Annotated in this window: 18 protein-coding genes and 1 tRNA gene; 5 read left to right on the top strand and 14 right to left on the bottom strand. The window is 64.9% G+C overall.

All coding sequences use genetic code 11. The features are described from left to right. Positions 1-126: 126 nt before the first annotated feature. The 3 genes from HWX31_RS03890 to HWX31_RS03880 all read right to left on the bottom strand — a co-directional run bounded on the left by HWX31_RS03890 (position 127) and on the right by HWX31_RS03880 (position 3,515). Entirely contained in the window at positions 127-1,008 is an 882-nt protein-coding gene (locus HWX31_RS03890) for an arylamine N-acetyltransferase family protein (protein WP_174965083.1), read from the bottom strand. Positions 1,009-1,120: 112 nt separating this feature from the next. Continuing rightward, complete coding sequence (locus HWX31_RS03885; protein WP_174965082.1) at positions 1,121-1,810, bottom strand: hypothetical protein; 690 nt, start codon at positions 1,808-1,810, stop codon at positions 1,121-1,123. A 220-nt stretch (positions 1,811-2,030) separates the two neighbouring features. Beyond that, a complete protein-coding gene (locus HWX31_RS03880) occupies positions 2,031-3,515 on the bottom strand; it encodes an amidase (protein ID WP_174965081.1) in 1,485 nt (494 codons plus the stop codon). Positions 3,516-3,889: 374 nt separating this feature from the next. On the opposite strand from HWX31_RS03880, the gene HWX31_RS03875 reads away from it, so the two are divergent. Then, a complete protein-coding gene (locus HWX31_RS03875) occupies positions 3,890-4,324 on the top strand; it encodes a universal stress protein (protein WP_010089634.1) in 435 nt (144 codons plus the stop codon). Between the two features lie 19 nt (positions 4,325-4,343). Here HWX31_RS03875 and HWX31_RS03870 read toward each other — a convergent pair whose 3' ends face one another. Then, positions 4,344-4,646 carry an acylphosphatase gene (locus tag HWX31_RS03870; RefSeq protein ID WP_174965080.1) on the bottom strand — a complete coding sequence of 101 codons (303 nt, stop codon included), beginning with the start codon at positions 4,644-4,646 and terminating at the stop codon, positions 4,344-4,346. 119 nt (positions 4,647-4,765) lie between these two features. Between HWX31_RS03870 and HWX31_RS03865 the strand changes: the two genes are divergently transcribed. The 3 genes from HWX31_RS03865 to HWX31_RS03855 all read left to right on the top strand — a co-directional run bounded on the left by HWX31_RS03865 (position 4,766) and on the right by HWX31_RS03855 (position 5,468). Next, entirely contained in the window at positions 4,766-4,930 is a 165-nt protein-coding gene (locus HWX31_RS03865) for an FmdB family zinc ribbon protein (protein WP_076476538.1), read from the top strand. A 66-nt stretch (positions 4,931-4,996) separates the two neighbouring features. Further along, positions 4,997-5,284 (top strand): hypothetical protein, encoded by a 288-nt coding sequence (locus HWX31_RS03860; RefSeq protein WP_174965079.1) that lies wholly within the window; start codon positions 4,997-4,999, stop codon positions 5,282-5,284. Between the two features lie 99 nt (positions 5,285-5,383). Continuing rightward, positions 5,384-5,468, top strand: a tRNA-Leu gene (locus tag HWX31_RS03855). A 329-nt stretch (positions 5,469-5,797) separates the two neighbouring features. Here HWX31_RS03855 and HWX31_RS03850 read toward each other — a convergent pair. The 9 genes from HWX31_RS03850 to HWX31_RS03810 form a co-directional block, all read right to left on the bottom strand. After that, positions 5,798-6,220 carry a lysozyme inhibitor LprI family protein gene (locus HWX31_RS03850; RefSeq protein WP_174965078.1) on the bottom strand — a complete coding sequence of 141 codons (423 nt, stop codon included), beginning with the start codon at positions 6,218-6,220 and terminating at the stop codon, positions 5,798-5,800. Continuing rightward, positions 6,217-6,717 carry a glycoside hydrolase family protein gene (locus HWX31_RS03845; protein ID WP_059637609.1) on the bottom strand — a complete coding sequence of 167 codons (501 nt, stop codon included), beginning with the start codon at positions 6,715-6,717 and terminating at the stop codon, positions 6,217-6,219. Before HWX31_RS03845 ends, HWX31_RS03850 begins: the two co-directional genes overlap by 4 nt. Positions 6,718-6,729: 12 nt before the next feature. Beyond that, positions 6,730-6,879, bottom strand: a complete 150-nt coding sequence (locus tag HWX31_RS03840) for a hypothetical protein (protein ID WP_157379673.1) — start codon at positions 6,877-6,879, stop codon at positions 6,730-6,732. An 86-nt stretch (positions 6,880-6,965) separates the two neighbouring features. Continuing rightward, complete coding sequence (locus HWX31_RS03835; protein WP_244143640.1) at positions 6,966-8,594, bottom strand: tannase/feruloyl esterase family alpha/beta hydrolase; 1,629 nt, start codon at positions 8,592-8,594, stop codon at positions 6,966-6,968. 376 nt (positions 8,595-8,970) lie between these two features. Continuing rightward, positions 8,971-10,791 (bottom strand): carbamoyltransferase family protein, encoded by a 1,821-nt coding sequence (locus HWX31_RS03830; RefSeq protein ID WP_174965077.1) that lies wholly within the window; start codon positions 10,789-10,791, stop codon positions 8,971-8,973. Beyond that, positions 10,784-12,925 (bottom strand): iron-containing redox enzyme family protein, encoded by a 2,142-nt coding sequence (locus tag HWX31_RS03825; RefSeq protein ID WP_174965076.1) that lies wholly within the window; start codon positions 12,923-12,925, stop codon positions 10,784-10,786. The genes HWX31_RS03830 and HWX31_RS03825 overlap by 8 nt, the downstream gene beginning before the upstream one ends. A gap of 55 nt (positions 12,926-12,980) precedes the next feature. After that, positions 12,981-14,363 carry an MFS transporter gene (locus HWX31_RS03820; RefSeq protein ID WP_174965087.1) on the bottom strand — a complete coding sequence of 461 codons (1,383 nt, stop codon included), beginning with the start codon at positions 14,361-14,363 and terminating at the stop codon, positions 12,981-12,983. Between the two features lie 253 nt (positions 14,364-14,616). Further along, a complete protein-coding gene (locus tag HWX31_RS03815; protein WP_174965075.1) occupies positions 14,617-15,627 on the bottom strand; it encodes an SGNH/GDSL hydrolase family protein in 1,011 nt (336 codons plus the stop codon). 99 nt (positions 15,628-15,726) lie between these two features. Further along, on the bottom strand, positions 15,727-16,662 hold the full coding sequence (locus HWX31_RS03810) for a phytanoyl-CoA dioxygenase family protein (protein ID WP_174965074.1): 936 nt from the start codon (positions 16,660-16,662) through the stop codon (positions 15,727-15,729). A gap of 413 nt (positions 16,663-17,075) precedes the next feature. Here HWX31_RS03810 and HWX31_RS03805 point away from each other — a divergent pair, with 413 nt between their 5' ends. Further along, on the top strand, positions 17,076-18,491 hold the full coding sequence (locus tag HWX31_RS03805) for an aminotransferase-like domain-containing protein (RefSeq protein ID WP_174965073.1): 1,416 nt from the start codon (positions 17,076-17,078) through the stop codon (positions 18,489-18,491). 65 nt (positions 18,492-18,556) lie between these two features. On the opposite strand, the gene HWX31_RS03800 is transcribed toward HWX31_RS03805, so the two are convergent. Then, a complete protein-coding gene (locus HWX31_RS03800) occupies positions 18,557-20,908 on the bottom strand; it encodes a cytochrome P450/oxidoreductase (protein WP_174965072.1) in 2,352 nt (783 codons plus the stop codon). Positions 20,909-20,936 lie beyond the last annotated feature (28 nt).

Below are 20,936 nucleotides of genomic sequence, written 5' to 3'. Positions count from 1 at the left end.
CTGGTCGGCAACCTGATCGCCGACGTGCTCGACAACCCGGAAGATGCAGCGACGATCGAGCGCGTGCGCGCGCAGGTGGCCGAGCTGACCCGGCGTTTCCCGGTCTATCGCTGATGCAGGATTGAATCAGCGCTCGGCAGCCCGCCCGTTCGTCACCGGACCGCGTGCGCCCGGCGACGCCGCGCTGCGCGCCGCCGCGTGTGCGAACAGCGCGTCGAGATCGAAGCCCATCGTGTCGATCCCGATCGTGTCGCGCAGGCACGCGCTCCACGCAGCCGCGTCGTCGAAGGTGGTCGTCGCCTTCACCGCCCCGGTCGCGTCGCGCTGCGTGAACACGGCGTTGAGCATCGATGCGCGCCCCTCGGGCAGCACACGGCACGCGATCAGGTCGTTGACGAACAGCGAATCGGGGTACGTCGACGTGAACCAGCTCGCGGTCTCGTAATCGATCCATTCGGCCCGCTTCAGCGAGAACCGGTAGGTCGTCTGCCAGCCGTCCGGCGTCTCGCACTGCATGTCGAGCTCGCCCGCGACCGGCGCGTCGACGACGCGGAACGCGCCGTGCGGCGTCAACTGGCGCTCGCCCGGCAGATGACGCAGCGGCGCGGTCAGCGTCGCCGTGCCGAAGCCGATGTCCGCGAACCACGCGGCATCGTCGAGATCGACGCGCAGCAGCATGTGCGTCTGCGCGGTAACGTCTTCCGGCGCACGCATCCAGCGCACGCGCGCAATCAGCGGCGTGACGCGAAAGCCCATGTGCGTGAGCGCGGTGTAGAACAGCTTGTTCAGCTCGAAGCAGTAGCCGCCGCGCCGCCGCTCGACCAGCTTGTCGACGATTGCGGGCAAGTCGAGCGCGACGCGCGCGCCGGTCAGCGGATTGAGGTTTTCGAACGGGATCGACTGCGGATGCAGCAGGTGGACGCGGCGCAGCACGTCGAGGGTCGGCGCGACGGGGCCGTCGTAGCCGATGCGGGCGAAATAGCGTGAGAGGTCGAACGAGTCAGTCATGAGCCGGCACCGTGAGCGAGGACGCCACACGATAGCACCGGCTGAAATCCCCATGCAGTGCAAGGTCATCGTAAGCGACGACCCTGCACCCGCGCAGGCGACGGCGACGGCGTTACGGCAGCAGCTTCAGCGCCGACGTCGCGACCGACGGCACCGAGATGCCCTGGCTCGTCGCGAACTGGACGGCCTGGCTCAGCGTCGCCGCGAGCGACTGCAGCTGGCCGGGTGCGCTTTGCGCGATATACGACGCGGCCTGCGCGTTCTGCGGATTCAGGCCCGCCTGCAGCAGCTCGGCCGGGTTCGTCGAGCCGAGGCCGCCGAGCCCCGACTGCAGTTGCGAATACTGCGTGAGGCCCTGGCCGAGCGATGCGAGCCCGTTGCTGAACGCCTGCTTGTCGACCGGACCGTGCGCGGCGCCGCCGGTCGCGAATGCCTGGCCCAGCGCCTGCGACACCGATTGCTGCGCGCCGCCCATCTGCGACAGCGCGGCCGGCGTGAGCACGTTGCCGCCGCTGCCCAGCAGGCTCGACGCCTGCTGCGCCTGGCCGGCCGCGCCGGTGAGCCCCATCGCCGACGCGAGCGACGACTGTCCCGCCAGCACCTGCTGATTCGCGCCGACATACGCCTGCAGCAGTTGCCCGAGCGCGCCCTGCGCCGGCGCCGCCTGCTGCTGCCCGCCGCCGAGCAGCGATGCGCCGAGCGATTGAAGGTCGAGCTGCGCGTGCGCGGCGCCGCTCAGCAGCGCGCCGCAAACGGCGCCTGCCCACGCCAGACGCTTGCCCGTCGCGCGTATCCTGTTCATGTCCTGTTCTCCCGTGCCGGAATGATGAGGCGGATATTTTCGAAGCCCGCTACGCGACGCCGCAACGATTGATACACATCGATACGAAATCGCCGGTGACGGGCATGCGCATTCGCGCGCAACGGCTGCGCGATATCACGGCCGCTGCGGCATTCGTTCCTTTTGCGCAGCAATATCCGGCCGATCGGCGGCGGGGCCCGCCCTTGCGCCCGATCGCCGCCTACGCGGCCATCCAGCCCGGCTGCCGCCGGCCGACCCAGTCGGCCGCCTGCTCGTAGCCGCGCGCGAGCTGCAGCACCGCGAGGTCCGCGCGCGGCCGGCCGATCAGCTGCATCCCCATCGGCAGCCCGACCGCGTTGAAGCCGACCGGCACGCTGATCACCGGGCAGCCCGCGAGCGTCCACGGCATGACCGTTTCCATCCAGCGGTGATAGGTGTCCATCGCGCGGCCCGCGATCTGCTGCGGCCAGCGCGCGTCCACGTCGAACGGGAACACCTGCGCGGCCGGCGCGGCGATGAAGTCGTAGCGCTCGAAGAAGCCGAGCAGCGTCTGGTACCAGGCGGTGCGCTCGACGCTCGCGTCGAAGATCGCCTGCGCCGGCAGCGCGAGCAAGCCCTCGACCTCGTAGATCGCCTCCGGCTTCAGCAGCGCGCGGCGCGCCGGATCGCGGTAGTGCGTGAGCAGCCCGCCGCCGGACAGGAAGTGCCGGTGCGCGAGCCAGATCCGCCAGAGCCGTTCCGGCGCGAACGCCGGCAGCGCGGCGTCGACGTCGCAGCCGATCTCGCGCAGCGTCGCGAGCCCCGTTTCGCACTGTGCGAGCACGCCCGGCTCGGTCGCCAGATAGCCGTTCCAGTCGCCGACCCACGCGACGCGCTTGCCGCGCAGGTCCGCGTCGAGCGGCTGCGCGAACACGGCCGGGGCCTCGGCGAGCGACAGCGGATCGTGCGGATCGTAGCCGGCCTGGATCGCGAGCAGGTTCGCGACGTCGCCGACCGTGCGTCCCATCGGCCCCTCGATCCCGAGCTGCTGCACGAACACGTCGACGCCCGGCCAGCGCGGCACGCGGCCCTGCGACGGCCGGAAGCCGTAGACGTTGCAGAACGCCGCCGGATTGCGCAGCGAGCCGCCGAAATCGCTGCCGTCCGCAACCGGCAGCATCCGCGCCGCGAGCGCGGCCGCCGTGCCGCCGCTGCTGCCGCCAGCGCTCTTCGTCAAGTCATACGGATTGCGCGTCGCGCCGTAGACGTCGTTGAACGTATGCGAGCCGAGACCGAATTCCGGCGTGTTGGTCTTGCCGATGAAGATCGCGCCGGCCGCGCGCATCCGTGCGACGCCGACGGAATCGGCCTGCGGCACGTTGTTGCGGAAGATCGGCGAACCGAACGTCGTCACGATGCCCTTCGTCATCGCGATATCCTTCGGCGCCTGCGGGAACCCGTGCAGCCAGCCGTGATGCTCGCCGCGCGCGAGCGCCGCATCCTTCTGCGCGGCCTCGGCGACCAGCGCATCCCGGTCGCGCAGCGCGACGATCGCGTTGAGCGCGCCGTTCACGCGCGCGATGTGGTCGAGGTACGCGTTCATCGTCTCGACGCACGACACGTCCTTGCGGCGGATCGCCGACGCAAGCGCGCTCGCGGACAGGCGCACGATCGGATCGACGGGAATAGAGGCGGGAGCGAGAAGCGACGGGGCGCGGTGCGGCATGCGAGGTCTCCTGGAAAACGGACACGGATGGCGGGCGGCACGGACGGCCGCCGCGCGAAGCCCGCGCGGGGCCGGATGTGCGTCGCGCCGCCGCTGACGCTCTACTCTACGCGACGCCGCCCCGGCGACTCCCGATATTTTCCCGGCGGACTCATTGCGGTTTCGACTGAATCGCCGCGGCACGGGTGCCGGGGCCGGTGAAAACGTTTATGCGCATAAACTTAAATTTCTTATATTTCTAATTAACAGAACATGGTCTGGTCGCCGGACGCCGGGCGTGTTAACGACATTTTTACGTCGCCGCCCGATCTCTTTAGATCGCTCCGGGCGGCCGCGCGCTACCCTGCAAGCATCTCATTCGTCGGACGTCACTCATGCTCAAGCTGCTGGTTCCGGTCGGCCACTCGTCCCGCTCGCTGCAGGCGGTGCGCCATGCGACCTTCCTCTACCGGGAACGGTGCGCGTCGGAAATCGTGTTGCTCAACGTCCAGCCTCCGCTGGAATCGACCCGGCTCGAGGCCTACCATCCGCTGTCGCGGCTGCGCGAGATCGAGCAGCATTTCTCGGAAGGCGAGCTGGCGAAGGCCGAGCGGATCCTGAAGGATGCCGGCGTCGCATATCGGGTCGTCATGAAGGTCGGCCCGGTCGCCGATACCATCGCAGCCGTGGCCGCCGAGCACGGCTGCGATGAAATCGTCGTCGTCGCCCCGCGCCACGATCCGCTTCATAGCGTGATGTCGCTGTTCCGCCGCAGCGTGCTCGACCGGCTCGTGCGGATTTCGAATATTCCGGTGACGGCGGTTCAGTAAGTGGGGGGGATTCGTCCCATCACAGCGTAGGCAGCCGATCGAAGCCGTCGAGGCGCGCAACCGGCGGCCGCACCTCGGTCACGTCGACTCCGTCGACGAGCGCGGCGGGCATCCCCTCGCTCATCCATGCGCACATCTCGTCGAGCTGCTTCGGCGAGCCTTGCAGCATCGCCTCCACCGATCCGTCCATGCGATTCCTCACCCAGCCGGTCACGCCCATCCCCGTCGCATGCCGCACGCACGCTTCGCGGTAGCCGATCCCCTGCACCACGCCGCGCACGCGCACCAGCCGGGTTTCGAGCCCAATGTCGTCAGGTTCCATGCGTGGTCCTCCCGGTCGAGCCCCGCATTCGAATCCATGCGGGTTCATTGCAATATCGAGTTCGCGTTTCTACGAACCATACTAGTGGTTGCACGCTGTTCCGCTACCGGAGGATTGCCATGCCGACCTACCAATATCGTTGCGAAAAGTGCGGCAAAACGTTCGAGAGCGTCGAGCATCTCGCCGACCATCAAACGGCTCATCCGCGCTGCCCCGATTGTGGAAGCGAACAGGTTCAGCATGTGCCTACGACATTCGTTCCGAAGACGACCAGAAAGAGCTGATCCCGCGATGAATGTCGATCTGCCACCGACGGAAGCGCAGGCCGTCGCATCAACCCGAGGTTGGACATGGGCGAAACGAAACTGACTGCTCACCTGCCGTCGGTCGACGTCGAGATCACGCGGCACGAATTCCCGGAACGGAACGCGGAAGCCATGACCATCCACATCACCGCGACGCCGTCGTTCGACGCCGCGGCGCAATGGCTGCTGCAGACCGGCCTGTTTCCGCTCGCACCGTCGTTTGCGCTGTGGGCCGACTTCGTGCAGCGCTGGCAGCATGCGTGGTATCCCGCCTGGCAGCCGTGGCTGTCGATCGATTCCCCGCCGGCCCGATCGCTCGAGGAGCCGGAATGACTTTCCGCGCCACGACGCAACCGCCGTTGGCGCTCAGTCAGCTTCCCGACACAAAGTATTCACAAACGATCATTTACCCGTTACAATCCGTCCCCTCTTGCTCAGGTGGCGGAATTGGTAGACGCACTATCTTGAGGGGGTAGCGCCGAGAGGCGTGCGGGTTCGAGTCCCGCCCTGAGCACCAAGAATTATTCCGGACAGTTCCGGAGATGTTCGAAAACCCGCGACAGCTCTAGGCTTCGCGGGTTTTTTCGTTCCGCGATGTTTCGGGTTAGTCGGTAGACAACCGGTAAATGCCGGGCGGCCGGATTTACCTTCAGTTCGATATGTCCGGGGCAAAGAATCGGCGGATGAACTATCGGTTCGCTGGCTTGTAATCGAAGTCGTCGAGCAAGATCGGTATCGCGAGCGAGCCGGCAGTGGCGGCCGCGATCTTTTCCCGCTCAACGGCTCGTACGTCGAAACAGTCTCCCGCGAAGGAGAGCACGACGGAATACGGTGGGTGAGCCGCCATTACGAAGCCTTGCGATCCGGTGTAGAGAGCCGCTTGGTCATCTTCTTCGTCGACGCCGTCGCGCAAATCGCCTGCGCCGCAGGGCGCATCGAGCCTTCCCCCCACTCCTTGCGTGCCGACTTCTCGCATGAGGCGTCGCGCGCCTTCTTCCATTTCGCGATCTTCGCGTCGAGCGCGGCCTTGCGCTCCGGGTGCTCGCTGGCCTGCCGATCAACGACATGCTGCAGTTCCCGCTCGGCGACGATTTGGTCGCGCCACGCGCAAAAATTCATGCTCGTCTGGTTTGACTCGCAGTCGGCAAGCAGCGCGCTGACCTCGCTCGCCGGCAGCCCGCTGCGGGCCGAAATCTCATCGGCCGGCGTCTGCTCGGCGAATGCGGTGGCGGATGCCAGCAAGAGCAGCCCAAAAGCGAACTTTCTCATTGTGCACCCGGCTGACGGCGGAACGGAGCGGTTTCAAGGCGCCGTCGATTCACGAGTCCGTTCGAACGAACGGGCGCGAGACGTCGGCCGTTCGCATCGCGCGGATGGACGTAGACGCGCTGATTCATGTGGGATACGACGCCGGCGTCGTTGTTCTGGTTCGCAGCTTGCAGCGCGGCGCGCGCGCCGGTGTCGCCAGCGTTGTACGTGTAGCTGACGAGTTCGTCGAACTGGTCCTGCGTGAGTTCGCGGGTGGTGACGTTCCGGCGCACCGCGGCTTCGGCCCGGCTGACGCGTGCGGCGAGCTGCGCATTCACCTGCGCCGCAGTCACCGGCCGTGCCAGTTCCTCGGGCGTGCACGGGCCGGTATGCGCCAGCGTGCCGACGCCGTACGTGCAATTATTTGCCACGTCGTTGTAGTAGGCCATCACCGCGTGCTCGCGGGTGCGCAGCGCGGTCCAGCCGGCCTGGCTCAAGTGCATATTCTCGTTTGCCATCTATTCGCCCTCTCAAAGCATTTGTTTGTCCGCGACGGCCGCGCGGACGGTCCACTTTATCATCAGATAGTTCAGGCACTCCGCATCGTCCGCATTTACGTTCACGATCCATTTGACCAACACGCGGTCACGAACTTCGATGTAGATCGAGGAGGCGGTCACCTCGGCATCCGCCACGCCGGCCGGCCGCGCGCCGCGCTTCGCTGCGCCGCCTCTTCGATCTGGTGTTCTCCATCCAGCGAACGCACTCAGCGGTTGGCCACGCCCGCCGATTCGGCATCGGCTTCGACGCAACTGAAACTGCTGGCGAGCTGACGGCTGCCCGAGCCCTTGTAGCGCGCCTGCAGCGGATAGGCACACACCGCGCGCTCGAACTTCACGCCGTCGTTCGGATCGTCGTTCGCGTACTTCGTCGAGATGAAACGATCCGGCGCCTTGCCGCGTTCGACCCAATCCTGCAACGCGCTGACGACGTCGCGGTCGGGGCTGTATTCCGTGGGCGGGGACGATCCGCCCAACGTCGTCGGTCCCGGTCCGTGACCGCAATGCCCCATGCCCGGCACCATGATCAATCGAAACGATCGCCGCGCGCCCTCCACGCCGCCCGCCCTTTCGGCGACCTTGTTGAAATACTCGATCGGCCGGGTCGGCGCATTGATCGCATCCGCCCATCCCTGAGTCATGATCAGCTTGCCGCCGCGCGCCGCGAAACGTGAAATGTCGGGATTGGTGGCGTTGACGATCGGCGAAAGGTGTCGATCGACGCGCGTGGCGTCCGCACCGAAATCGAATGTGGTCCAATCCCAGCGCGCATCGCCAAAGACCGAACTAGCGAGCAGCGGCTGCGCGTAGTAGGCGGCAAGTTGATTCTGGATGCCCGCCCACCCCCGCTCGCTGCCTCGCGCGAAACCCGGGTAGATCAGCTCGCCCGTCAGCGCGTTACGGACCGGCGAATACAACCGCTTCGCCTGCTGCACCTGCGCCGCGCTCAAGCAATTCGCCTGGCTGGCGTCGCCGCTCTTGCACTGCAGCTCGGCGGGATCGAAGCGGCATTGCGACGGGTCGTCGAGAAAACCGTCTGCGAGCGCATGCGCGCCACCGCAGTGTTGCAACACCGCGCGATTGAGCAACGCGAGCGCGTCCGTCGTCAACAGCGCGTCGGGCTGCCGTGCAGGAAGCATCGCCCCCCAAAGAAAGCTCTGCATCAACTGGCTGTAGTACAGGCCAGGCGATCTGGCATCCACGCCGTCATAATCATCCGGAAAATCTTCAACCTCCCGCATCGCCTCGACGCCGCCGCAGCCGCTGAAGTACGAATACTTCGCACCCCGGCCGTAGTACGCCTGAATGATTTCCTTCGCGGCAACGGTCATCGGATGGACCGACAGATAGGCCCAGTCGCGCAGCACTTCCGGGTCTGCCGCCCAGTCAAGGCGCTTGCCGGGTTCGCCCGAGCCGCTCCCTTTGTAGCCGGTATCGCCATTGACCGCGGCAAACCCGCGCGTGGCGGCCGACGTCAGCTCGCTATAGTCGATGAAACCGCCGAACCCGCTCTTGCCGGTGCCGAGCAGTCGACCGTTCCAGTCCAGCGGCAGCCAGACCTCGATGCCGAGCTTGCGCTTGGGCGCGGTGCTGACCGTCGCCACGACGCGGCAAACCGGTGCACTGGTCACCGCGACGGTGCCGTCGACATTCTCGAAACGGCTCTGGGCCGGCACTATCTGCGCAAGTTCGACTCGCGTGTCCTTGATATGCGCCTGCCGAAGCCGGCTGCATTGCTCGCTTTGCTGCGCATCGTCGTCGGTGGCGGCACGCGCCGAAGCCCCGTACCCTGCCAAGCCGGCGACGACCCCCGTCCATAGCAGTGCGGCCCGCATCAAATGGCGACCTGCATTACTTTTTCCGCAACTCCCGCGCATATCGTCTACCCTCTTTTTTTCTATGGACACCCACATGGGCTATCGCCGGCCTCGTCGCATCGCGACTCCGCCGGACCGGATGCGACCGGATTCCCGGACCGTTTCCTACCGGTCCGGATCAACGATCGACAGTTGATTCGACATCCTGCTTTTTGCACGGACGTCTATCGGGTTCGGGAAGACGCCTGCACATCCCACGTGGAATTCCGGGCATGGAACCGGCGGCCGAAACGCGAACCGCCCGTCAGTCTCCGCCATGCCCAAACAGGAATGAAGACAAGCGAATAGAGAAGAAACGTCATCACTCTGAGCATATCTGTGTCGTCCCGGTCGTTCAGTCGAGCGGTATCTCGGCGCGCCAGTCGGATGTTTCGACCAGCTCCGCCTGCTCCGATTTGAATAGAACACATGACCCGAGTACCAACAGGTCGATCTCGGTCCGCATGAAACAGCGGAAGGCCTCCTGCGGCGTACATACGATCGGCTCGCCGCGCACGTTGAACGACGTGTTCACCAGCACCGGGCAGCCCGTCCGGGCCTTGAAGGTCTTCAACAGCCGGGCATAGCGGCCGTTGCGGGCGTCCGTCACGGTTTGCACGCGCGCCGAGAAGTCGACATGGGTGATGGCAGGAAGATCGGACCTGACGTCATTGATGCAGCCGAGCGAGCGCCGGGGCGTGTCGCGCTCGCGAATCGCCGCCGACACGGGCGCGACCACCAGCATGTACGGACTCTCGTTCTCGAGCTCGAAACAGGTATGGGAATCCTCTTCGAGAACGGAAGGCGCGAACGGGCGAAACGATTCCCTGAACTTGATCTTCAGATTCATCGTGCGCTGCATCCCGGAATTGCGCGGATCACCCAGAATGGAGCGTGCGCCGAGCGCGCGCGGGCCGAACTCCATGCGCCCCTGAAACCACCCGACAACCTTCCCCTCTTCGAGCGCGGCGGCAACGGTATCGAGCAGTTCGCCTTCGTCGAGTCGCTCGTACCGATGCCCTTCGGACTTCAGAAAGTCGACGATCTCGTCATCGGAAAATTGCGGTCCGAGGTAAGCGCCGCTCATCGCGTCACCGGCCGACACGGGCGGACGACCATCCTGCTTGACGGCGGTATCCAGCGCCGCGCCCAATGCACACCCCGCATCGCCCGCGGCCGGCTGCACCCATAGGCGGTCGAACAGGCCCGACCGATCGATTTCACCGTTGGCCACGCAGTTCAACGCAACCCCGCCTGCCAGACAGAGATGGGTCGCGCCGGTGAGGTTCCTGGCTTCGCGCACCAGGCCCAGCACCGCGCGATCGGTAACGGCCTGGATCGACGCTGCGATGTCGCATTCCCGTTGTGTAAGCGGCGCCTCCGGCGCACGGGCGGGACCGTCGAACAGCCGCTCGAAGGCCGGCCCCGTCATGCGGTGCCCGCGCAGAAATTCGAAATAATCGAGATTCAACGAGAACGAGCCATCCGCCTTCAGGCTCACGACATGGTCGAGAATACGTTCCGCGTAACGCGGCTCACCATAGGGCGCCAGCCCCATCAGCTTGTATTCTCCGGAGTCGACCTTGAAGCCGCAGAACTCCGTAAAGGCGGAGTACAGCAACCCGAGCGAATGCGGATAGGAAATCGAAGCGACCAGGTCCAGCCGGTCGCTCGCACCGCGCCAGATGCTCGTGGTATGCCACTCGCCGACGCCGTCGATGCAGAGAACGGCCGCATTGTCGAATGGCGACGCAAAAAACGCCGAGGCCGCGTGCGAGCGATGATGAGGAATGGCGGTCGCGCGAGGGCCGCGGCCCAATCCCAGTTGATCGAGTTCCCGATCCACCGTGCGCAGCACGTTGCGCTTCCATTGAAGCCATTGAGGCAGAACCCGGGAAAACGCCGGAAATCCGCCTGGCCCGGCACTGCCGAAGGACGACAGCATGCGTCGAAACTTGACGTTCGACTCTTCGTAATAGGTCACCGATGCAAGGTCGGACAGTTGCATCCCCGCCTCGCTCAGGCAATAACGTATGGCGTTCCTCGGAAACGCGGAATCATGACGCTTGCGCGTGAAACGCTCCTCCTGCGCAGCGGCGACGGGAATACCATCCACGACCAGTGCCGCGGCGCTGTCGTGATAGAACGCAGACAATCCCAGATGGGCTTTAGGCATGTGACGGCTCCCGCGCTGTCCTGACGCGCCATGAACGCTTTTGCTGTTTGAAGAAATCGAGTTCATTACTGCGTTTCGTGACGGGTGCAAGGGCCGCGTATCCGGCCCGGATCCGGTCCCATTCGTCATCCTGATCGACGAACTGAGCGGCAACGGCCATGTGGGCGTCGATGGCATCGGCTGCCCATGCCGAGTGGCCGGTCGAAACGTTGTCGATCGTGTTGTGCAGGTCGACGAATTGCGTCGAAAACCCGTGATGCTTCAGAACCTTGCGGGCGGATCGATAGCTGCCGCCGACACCGGACAGCTCCATCGCCAGGTTGAGGCCGAGAATCTCGGGCCGAAGCGTGGCGGGCAATTTCCCCAGGCACAACCAGAAGACCGGCAGCCTGAGCGACTCGCTTCGCAGCCGAGGATCGTGCGCAAACTCCCGCGACCCCGTAGGCGCAAGCTCGACGCCCATCGAGACCAGGAGATCCCGATAGATTCTCGGATGGTTGATCGACCGGTCGCCGTTGCCGAGCTCGTCCCAATAGATCCGGAACAGCGGCGCGCCCACCCGGCTCGACGCATACGCCACTTCGCTGAAGCCCTGAAGCCAGGCACCGTCGATCAACGTCAGCGGCGCGAGCTGCAGCGTCTGGTCGATCAGCGTCTCGCGACTGGGCATCGATTGCTCCTCGGTGCGTTGAAACGCCTCGTCGTGCAACGCGTGCGCATCGAGCAACCAGCTTCTCAGCAAGCCTTGTTGCCATTTTTCCGGCAACGATCGCTCCGATGCACCGATCGAGCGCCGCGCGACGGACAGCCAGAATCGCGCGTAATCGAGCGCAAAACGGCGTGTGCGTGGCGCAAGCGCACGGCCCTGGAGCAGATGGTACGCGTCGCGAATATTCTCTGGCACCGCGCCGAGCTCGAGATCGCCGGCTTCGATCGGCCGCCGGTGCTCCGGTGGCGACGCCGTCGCGCTCACGCGTGCCGGACCCGGCTCGGCGGCGACGTCCGGCTCCGCCAACGACAGAATCCACCGCCGGATCACGTCGAGATCGTCGGGCTGGAAAATGCGAAACATGCGGCCGTCCGGCCGCAGCAGCGAACCGAGCAGCATGCTCCGGTCAGGATCGCCTCGACAGATCAGCCGGCTTCTCGCCAGTGCGTCGACCAGCGGCTGTGGATCGCATTTCGCCTCGACGAACCAATGCTTCAGGGACTTGCCCTCCAGCGCGAAGTCCTGGTGATAGACCGCAGCCTCGCCCGCGCGCTCCTGAATCAGCCGCGCCATCGCCCGCGCCGGGTCGGCGGCAAGCCTAACGACCGCCACGAAATCGGCCGCATCGGCCGCGAGCGCGTTGATTGCCCAGACCATGCCGTCGCGGATGCGTAAATGACGCTCCGGGCGGGTGTCGTGGCGATCCAGGATGTGACGCGACAGGGAAGCCGGAGTATGGCCGCGCGGAAGCGCGTCGGTTTGCTGCACGGCCAGATCAAGGCGCTCCCACCCGGACGCATGCATGCACTCGGCCAGCACGCGCCAGACAGGAAGCAGGCCGACCGTGCGCAGCGCATAGTCCAGCCCCGCGATCTCGGGCACGAACATCTCGCTGCGCCGGCTAAGGGCCAGCAGGATCGCAGGCAAACGAAAGACGCCATCCCGCAGGCTGCGATCCGCCACGATGTCGCTCGGCTGCCCGGCCGCACTCACCAGGTCGATGCTTCGCGCGATCCGACGGAAGCCGTCCGTCCTGGACATCTCCGCCTGCCCGGCGCCCGCGTCATCGGCCAGCAAAGCGAGCGCCTTGAGCTGCAGGTCGTCTTCGAAATCGCTCGGACAGCTCAGGCCCTGCAGCCATCGCCCCAGCGCAGACGCGACTGGCGCACTGTGCGCGAACAGACACCGAGCGGCATGCCGCGCATTGTCGCCATGCCCCATCGCTTGAACGGCCGAACGAAGCTCCGCCTCGTGGCGACGCGTGCTCTCGACGAGAAAATCGCGAAGCCCGTCGACGCTTTCGGCGACCGTCGGGGGCATCATGTCCACCGCAGCGAATCCCGCTTCGTCGATCAGGCGCCGCAAGTTGCCGGACTCCAGAAACAGTTCAGGCGTCTGCGTCAGTCTGTAAATGTCACGCCACATCACCCGTATCCCGTTGGCCATCGTTGTCGATCACGGCATACCCCCCGTTCGACCGCTACATGATTTTTCTGTCGCGCTTCCCGGTTGGACTGGAGAAGCCCGCGCTGTCTTCGGGCCGGATGCCCAGCCACACCATGACCCCCGCGCAGACGAGCATGACGACCGACGCACCGGCCGCATCGCGCAGGCCGCTCACGATGTGATCGTCGCCGCCCGCGACCAAAGCGCCGAATACCGCCACGCCGATCGCGCCGGCCGCCTGGCGCGCCGCATTGAGCACGGCCGATGCGGTGCCCGACCACGTCGGCTCGACGCTGGCCAGGATGGTCGCGGTCATCGCCGGCACCACCAACGCCGCGCCGCCGGGAATCAACAGGAACGGCGTCAGCATCGACATATAGCTGCTGTTCTCGTCCAGCCGCGCGAGCAGCAGGTAACCCAGCGCGCCGATCGCACTGCCTAGCAGCATCGGAAGCCGCGCCCCGAAGCGGCTGTTCAACCAGCCGCTCACCAGATTGGCGATCACGGACGTAGCCGTCAGCGGCACGAACGCCAGCCCGGCCTGCAGCGCACTGTAGTGCTTCACGTGCTGCAGATACAGGCTCAGCACGAACACCAGGCCGTAGTAGGTCAGGTTCACCGCCACGCCGAGCAACACCGCCTGGCTGAAGTGAGGCAGCCGGAAAAATTTCAATGGCAGCATCGGATGCATGATCCGCCCTTCGACCAGGACGAAGGCCGCCCCGCTGACGACCGCCAACGCGAAGCCGCCGAGTATCAGCGGATGCCCCCAGCCCAGCGCACCCGCTTCGATCGTGACGCCGCACAGGCTCGTCAGCGCCAGGACCGCCAGCGCCTGGCCGGGCAAATCCAGCGGACGGCGCGTTCGAAGCGTTTCCGGCAAGCGCAACGTGAGTCCGATGCCGAGCGCACACAGCGGAAGGTTCGCGAGGAAAATGCTTCGCCATCCAAAGCTTTCGAGCAATACCCCGCCGATCACCGGGCCGACCGCGATCGATCCGCTGCCGGCAGCCGTCCACAATGCGATTGCCCGGGCACGCAGTTTCCGGTCGTGGGCACAGGCATGATTGAGCAAGGCCAGCGAAGGCGGCACCAGCAACGCCGCCCCGAAGCCCTGCACGGCGCGGGCAGCGACCAATTGCGTCACGGAAGTCGCCGCACCGCACGCGGCGGACGCGAAGCCGAATACCGCGAAGCCGATCAGATAGGCGCGCCGCGCCCCGAACCGATCAGCCAGCGTACCCGCCGACAACAACAGCACCGCAAACGCCAGCGTGTAGGCATCCACGACCCATTGCAACCCGGCCAGCGGACTGTGCAGCGCACCGCCCAGCCTGGTCAGCGCTACGTTGACGATCGTCACATCCAGTTGCACTACCGCGAAGCCGAGACCCGTGGCGATAACGGTCCACGTCAAGGACGGATTCCGGTCGGTCATGCCGGGCGCGGTGAATCTGACCAAAGGTTCGGCTGGATCATGGTGCGTCTTCTCGATTCGTCTGTGTGCAGGATTGCGACAAGATCATCCTCGTCCCGGCCCGCGACAGGCGGCTCGAGTCACGAGGAAACCATCCCCCGTCAAAACATGGGATAGATGGACGCATCCTTCTGTTTTCCACTCTTCTTCTTTTTGATCCCCAATGCCCCGAGAATGAAATTCCACACCCTTTTCATGATTGATCTCCGTTGTTCAGTTCTCGAAGAAGAAGTTTCGCGACCACGTCGGAGCCCTCGTCGGTGAGGTGAATGCGATCGACGAAGAGCCACTGGTCGGGCCGAGCCGCTTTCGCCAGCACCGAAGTGAAGTCCACGAAATTGACGCCCATTTCCGTCATGCCGGGCTGCAAGCGTTCGAGGAATGCCTTGTGGGTCGTCACGGAACAGACGTCACGGTAAGTCTCCCGGAAGGAGCCCTGAATATCGAGCTCCGCGAAAATGGCCTGCTCCTCGACCGAGCCGCGGGGGCGGACCCAGTTCGCCAGCGGCTGAAGCACGTAGGACAGCCGGGCGCCGATTGCATCGCACAGCATCCGCCACGAGTCCACGTGCCGAAGGATCAGATCCGCCGTATAGGCGATCTGCGCATCAACCGGGAGGATGTCATCCGGCTTGGCCTCCTTGACCTCTTTCTTGAACCACGTCGTCAGCCCCGACGGCTTCTTTCCCGTCAGGCGATCAAAAAATTGCTGGCTGAAGAAAAACCCGCCGTGTTCGCCGCGCAAATGCGACGGCAAACCCGACAGCACGAGATCGTTGAGTCCCGAGAAAATCACCACCTCCTTGACCGGAGGCAACTGGTGACGGTAAAGCAGAAACTGGAACAGCTCCTGCATCGAGTTGAACGCACGGCCGCCGAAGTTGACCCACGGCTCGGGCCGGGGATCGTTCTCGGTCAATCGCGACGACAGCGTGTGACGATCGGCAGTCGCTCCCGTCCCGAACACCGTGGAGCTTCCGACCAGCAAGCGTACCGGCTCCGAGCGATCCAAGGTGGTCGCGGAATGCCGTTTGTTTCGAGCCTCGGTATAGCGGAACCCCGATCCGTCGGTCGATACGATGTCGGTCTTGAAATTGGCCGGATGAAAATACATGACGTAAGGCAACCAGCCAAGGTTGTCCGGGTCCATGAACTCACCGACATAACCCTGCATTTGTGGCGTGAGATCGGAAACAGCAGACATCGGTGTCCCTTATCCTTATTTTGATGCGGTCCAGAAACGTGACGGGAATGCACTGCCCGTCGCGCATGTCGCACGAGAAACCACGCTGCGCGTGAAGATTTACGCTTCGGAGCGCAGTTCCTTCGTCGTTCCGCTTTTCAGCCGGGCCAGCATCCGCCGCACAATTTCCTGCACCGGTTCGTCGTCGTGCCGCGACGGTACGAATTCAGGATGCCGGGCATTGACCTCCCGACTCTTGTGCGTCCACGACTCGCAGCCCGCGAACTGCATGGACTTATCGGCATCGAACGACGGCCACGCGCGATACTGGTTGATGCCCGGCACGGCCGCGCCTCGCACCAGGATGGGGTTCAGATAAAGACCTTCACTCTCGATCGCCGTGGACGTACCGATGAAGGCGATATCGAGCCCGCATCGACGCTTCGACGATCGGTTCGGATCGGAACCGTGAATGACATTCGGATGGTGCACGGACACATCGCCGGGCTGCAATTCGATGTTCACGGCGTTGTTGATGTCGACGTGCCGATCCTCCATCGACGACATCAGCAGATTCGGCGTGTCGTCGCGCAGCACCAGTTTCTGCAGCGGGAGCTTGTGGGTGCCCGGAACGACCCGCAGGCAGCCGTTCTCAGCAGTGCTCTCGTCGACGGCAAGCCACAAGGAGGTTGCCTCCATCGGAGACAGCTTCCAGTAGGCACCGTCCTGATGCCAGAGAACCGCCTGACCATCCAGCGGCGGCTTGCAAATGTAGTGGGCCGTAAAGCAGGCAAGGTCAGGCCCCAGGAAAAGCTCGGCAATGTCCAGCAGGCGACTGTCGGTCACCAGCCGAACCCAGAACGCATCGTCGCGCATCAACGGATGATGAAGATGCTCCGGGCGAAATTCGGGAAACTTTTCGCGGAGCCAAAGCAGGTGATCTCTCGCCTCGGCAATCAGCCCGGGATCGATGACGTTTCTGAAAACGGTGAACCCGTCTTTATTATATTCCTCGAGATTACGTGAATATTGCTCTTTATTCTGCGTACCAAGCATATTCTCTCCCCGCCATTGCGAGACGAAACAGTCGGAATTGGACAACAGATTCGAACACACAAGACAGACGCCCCGCTCGCGCCGCGAGCGGGGCCCCTATCGCACGGCCCCATGAAAATCTCGAGTTATCACGCAGAAGTTGGAATTTTTATATTCAGAAACAACATCGATCATCAAATACAAAAAATGGCGCCTCGTACGCGTAAGACTCATAGCATCTCGATACAGGATCGATTCATAAATCCGCCGCACCGGGGTGAATTTATCTCCGCGCGTTATTGTCGGAACGATTATTGCCATGCGATGTTCGTGCGAACATGCACAGTTCGTGATAGTTTTGTCGGAACTGTTCAGCGAAAAAAAGAAACACTTGCCCAGACGACCTGGCCCGTGCGGCCGTTCAGGAGTATTTGATGAAGCTCGAACTCGTTCTTGACCGCGGCAGCAATCTTCCGCTTACCGACCAGATCGTCAACGGTGTCGTTCATTGGTTACAAAATCATGCGGTCGGCGCCGGCGTGAAACTGCCGTCGATCCGGCGGTTCGCCGCCGACCAGGGGGTCAGCCGTTACCCCGTGATCGAAGCCTACGACCGCCTGGTTGCACTGGGGCACGTCGAATCCCGGCACGGCTCCGGATTTTACGTGGCAAGCCATCACCATCAGCACGTCGCGGCCGCACTGGGCCTGGCCGATCCGCGTCGTGCCGAACACGAATCCGAGCACATTCTCGAACAGCTCAACCATCCGAGCGAATCGCTGAAACTGGGCAGCGGCTTCATCCCGGAGATCTGGCGAGACAAGGAGGGTCTCGGACGGGCCATCCGTTACGTATCGCGCACGGAAGGCGCCAATCTCGCCGACTATGCGTCTCAGCACGGTTATCCGGGGCTGCGCGCGCATCTGCTGCACCGCATCGCCCAGTTGGGCATCGAGGCGCAACCGTCGCAGATTCTGCTGACCCAGGGCGCCAGCCAGGCGCTTGATCTGCTGATGCGCTACATGCTCAAGCCGGGCGACACGATGTTCGTCGAGGACCCCGGCTATTACAGCCTGTTCGGCTTGCTCAAGCTGCACGGCGTCAAGCTGGTCGGCATCCCGCGCACGCGCATCGGTCCTGACCTCGACGTGCTGGAAGCGCAATTGAAGCAGCATCGCCCCAAGCTCTTCTTCGTCAACACCGTGTTCCACAACCCGACGGGCACGACCGTCGCACCGCAGATCGCGTTCCGGCTGCTGCAACTCGCGCGTGAACACGGCGTCACGCTCGTCGAGGACGACATTTACGCCGACTTCCAGGCGGCGCCGACCGACCGGCTCGCGACGCTCGACCAGCTCGAGCACGTGATCTATGTCGGCGGGCTGTCCAAGACCCTGTCGTCGTCGCTCAGGGTCGGCTACGTGCTTGCTCCCCCGTCGGTGATCAAGGACCTGGCCGACATCAAGATGCTGACGAGCCTGGGCGGCTCTCGCTTCATCGAAGCGGTCGCCGCGGCGATGCTCGAACGCGGCACCTATCGGAAGTATCTCGAGAAACTGCGCCTGCGCATCCAGTACGCGATCGGCGCGACCGTGCAGATGCTGGAGAGCTGCGGCTGGGAGCTGTTCGAAAAGCCGGTCGGCGGCACGTTCGTCTGGGCGCGCTTGCCCCATATCGACGATTCCACGCGCCTCGCCGAATTCGGCGCGCCGCGCGGCGTGACGATCGCGCCCGGCAAATACTTCCGCCCGAATGCCGAAAAATGCCCGTGGATTCGCATCAACGTCGCGTATGCCGGCGATCCGCGCGCACAAACGTTCTTCCAGTCGGCGGCCTTGCTCAGGCCCTGAGCCGCCGTCATCAGCAGGCCGGCGACCCGCGTCGAGAACCGACCGCCGCGAGCCGGCCTGCGCGCCTACAGTTCGAGCACCAGCCGTTCGCCGCCGCACGCGCGCGAACAGCAGGTCATCATGCGGTCGTGCGCTTCGCGCTCGGCGCGCGTGAGCACCCTGTCGCGATGGTCCACCCTGCCCGCCAGCACCCGCACCTCGCACGAGCCGCACAGGCCTTCCCGGCAATCGCTCTGCACGTCGATGTTCGCCTGCTGCAGCGCCGCGAGCACCGTCTGATCGGCGGCGACCGGAATCACCATTCCGGAGTCCTTCAGTTCGATCTCGAACGGCTGTTCCTGCGCCGGATCGACGGCTGGCTTCGTCGCCGCGAAATGCTCGACGCGCAGCGCATCTTCCGGCCAGTGCGCGCAGCACGCTTCCAACGCGTCGAGCATCCGCGCCGGGCCGCACGCATAAATGTGCGTCTGCGTGTCGGGTTGCGCGAACAGCGACGCGAAATCGTTCCGCGTGCCCTCTTCCGATACGTGCAGATGAAGACGCTCGCCATGCAGCGCGGCCAGCTCGTCGAGCATCGCCATCGATGCGCGGCGCGGCCCGCTGTAGTGAATCGCGTAGTCGATGCCGCGGGCCCTTGCGTCGCGCGCCATCGCGCTGATCGGCGTGATGCCGATGCCGCCCGCGACGAAGATCGCCGTGCGCACCTCGCCGGCGAAACGGAAGTGATTGCGCGGGCCGCGGATCCTCAGCACGTCGCCTGCGTCGACGCTCGCATGAATCCACGCCGATCCGCCGCGGCTCTCCGGCTCTCGCAGCACCGCGATCTCGAACGCACCGCGATCGGCTGGATCGCCGCAAAGCGAATACTGGCGCGACAGCCCCGTGTCGCCGCAGAGCACGTCGATGTGCGCCCCCGGCGCCCAGCGCGGCAGCGGCTTGCCGTCGGCGCAGACGAGCCTGATCCGCACGATCCGGTCCGCGCACGCCGACACGCGCTCGACCGTCACCGCGCGGCTCACCGCATGCGACGACGGCTCGCCGATCCGCACCGCCGCGCGCGGCTTCAGCACCGACGCATCGCGACGCTCGGGGTTTTGCGCCGGGTTCCATTCGACGATGAGATGCTCCGGCCCGCGAAACGACGTGTTCGGTACATACGTGAAGCGCTGCTCGGCCAGCCGCATGTGCGGCAGGCGGCGCGTGAACTCGTCGAGGAAGACCTGCATCTCCATGCGCGCCAGGTTCTTGCCCATGCACTGATGCGAGCCGTAGCCGAACGTGAGCTGGTCGCCGGCGTTCTCTCGGCGGATGTCGAAGAGATCGGCATCCGCGAACTGACGCTCGTCATGATTGGCCGACGACGTCACGATCAGCAGCTTCGAACCCGCCGGGATGTCGACGCCGCCGATCGTGACGTCCTTCGTCGCGAGCCGGCGCCACGCGGCGACCGATCCGTTGTGACGCAGGCACTCCTCGACCGCGTTCGGAATGAGGCTTGGGTCCTCGCAGATGTCGCGCCACGCGTCGCGGTGCTGCAGCAGCAGCTTCATCGCGTTGGCGGTCGCGTTGGCCGTCGTCTCGTGCGCGGCGACGATGCCGGCCATCATCATCGAATGCAGATAGGAATCGGTGACGACGTCGGGCAGTTCCTGCTGCTTGCGAATGCCGTACTGCATCCAGCCCGGGCCGGACGGGTCCGCGCGCATCCTGTCGAGCACCTTGCCCGCGTACTGCCAGAACTTGCCGACCGCGTGCGCGACCGCGACCTGCTCGTCCGGCTGCGGGCGGCCCCAGGTGTTCACCGTATGCGCGATCGAATACGCGCGCAGCGTGTCCATGTCCTCTTCCGGCACGCCGAGAAAATGCAGCGCCACCGTCAGCGGGACTTCCCACAGCATCTGGTCTACCAGGTCGGCGCGGCCGTCGTCGATGAAGCGGTCCACGTACTCGCGCGCGAGCCGGCGCACCATCGGCTCGTGGTGCTTGAGCGCATCGGGCGTGAACGGGTCCATCAACGCGCGCCGACGCGGCATGTGCGCGGGCTCGTCTTCGTTCACGAGCGTGCGGCTCATCGCGTAGCCGTACGAAGCCAGCACCGTGTTCGCTTCGGGGCCGGTCGGCGTGATTTTCTCGAGCGCGATCGACGGGCTGAACGTGAGGTTGTCGCGGAAGATCGCCTTGATGTCGGTGTAGCGCGTGACCACCCAATAGCCGATCCCGGGGCTGTAGAACACCGGTTCCTGCTCGCGGGCCCAGCGCAGGTAGTCGGGCGGGTCCTGCTGGTAGCCGTCCCCGAACGGGTCGAACGCGGCGGCGCGCGCGCTCACGGGGCAGCCGCCGGGCGTGATCGGCGCGGCCGGCGCCGCGTCGTGGAAGGGGCACTTCGAGACACCGGAATCAGGGGGGCCTGCGGACATGGTTGTCTCCGAATGGGATATGTTTTGC

It is taken from the genome of Burkholderia ubonensis, from assembly GCF_902833085.1.
GTDB classification, from domain to species: Bacteria; Pseudomonadota; Gammaproteobacteria; order Burkholderiales; family Burkholderiaceae; genus Burkholderia; species Burkholderia ubonensis.
This window is presented reverse-complemented; position numbering and strand designations above follow the sequence as displayed.

Bases quoted from the DNA above. Each gene is read 5' to 3' on its own strand.
- HWX31_RS03815 (WP_174965075.1), bottom strand. From the start codon at position 15,627: ATGTCTGCTGTTTCCGATCTCACGCCACAAATGCAGGGTTATGTCGGT.
- HWX31_RS03845 (WP_059637609.1), bottom strand. From the start codon at position 6,717: ATGGCAAACGAGAATATGCACTTGAGCCAGGCCGGCTGGACCGCGCTG.
- HWX31_RS03885 (WP_174965082.1), bottom strand. From the start codon at position 1,810: ATGAACAGGATACGCGCGACGGGCAAGCGTCTGGCGTGGGCAGGCGCC.
- HWX31_RS03835 (WP_244143640.1), bottom strand. From the start codon at position 8,594: ATGCGGGCCGCACTGCTATGGACGGGGGTCGTCGCCGGCTTGGCAGGG.
- HWX31_RS03810 (WP_174965074.1), bottom strand. From the start codon at position 16,662: ATGCTTGGTACGCAGAATAAAGAGCAATATTCACGTAATCTCGAGGAA.
- HWX31_RS03805 (WP_174965073.1), top strand. From the start codon at position 17,076: ATGAAGCTCGAACTCGTTCTTGACCGCGGCAGCAATCTTCCGCTTACC.
- HWX31_RS03860 (WP_174965079.1), top strand. From the start codon at position 4,997: ATGGGCGAAACGAAACTGACTGCTCACCTGCCGTCGGTCGACGTCGAG.
- HWX31_RS03825 (WP_174965076.1), bottom strand. From the start codon at position 12,925: ATGTGGCGTGACATTTACAGACTGACGCAGACGCCTGAACTGTTTCTG.
- HWX31_RS03875 (WP_010089634.1), top strand. From the start codon at position 3,890: ATGCTCAAGCTGCTGGTTCCGGTCGGCCACTCGTCCCGCTCGCTGCAG.
- HWX31_RS03870 (WP_174965080.1), bottom strand. From the start codon at position 4,646: ATGGAACCTGACGACATTGGGCTCGAAACCCGGCTGGTGCGCGTGCGC.
- HWX31_RS03800 (WP_174965072.1), bottom strand. From the start codon at position 20,908: ATGTCCGCAGGCCCCCCTGATTCCGGTGTCTCGAAGTGCCCCTTCCAC.
- HWX31_RS03865 (WP_076476538.1), top strand. From the start codon at position 4,766: ATGCCGACCTACCAATATCGTTGCGAAAAGTGCGGCAAAACGTTCGAG.
- HWX31_RS03890 (WP_174965083.1), bottom strand. From the start codon at position 1,008: ATGACTGACTCGTTCGACCTCTCACGCTATTTCGCCCGCATCGGCTAC.
- HWX31_RS03850 (WP_174965078.1), bottom strand. From the start codon at position 6,220: ATGAGAAAGTTCGCTTTTGGGCTGCTCTTGCTGGCATCCGCCACCGCA.
- HWX31_RS03880 (WP_174965081.1), bottom strand. From the start codon at position 3,515: ATGCCGCACCGCGCCCCGTCGCTTCTCGCTCCCGCCTCTATTCCCGTC.
- HWX31_RS03830 (WP_174965077.1), bottom strand. From the start codon at position 10,791: ATGCCTAAAGCCCATCTGGGATTGTCTGCGTTCTATCACGACAGCGCC.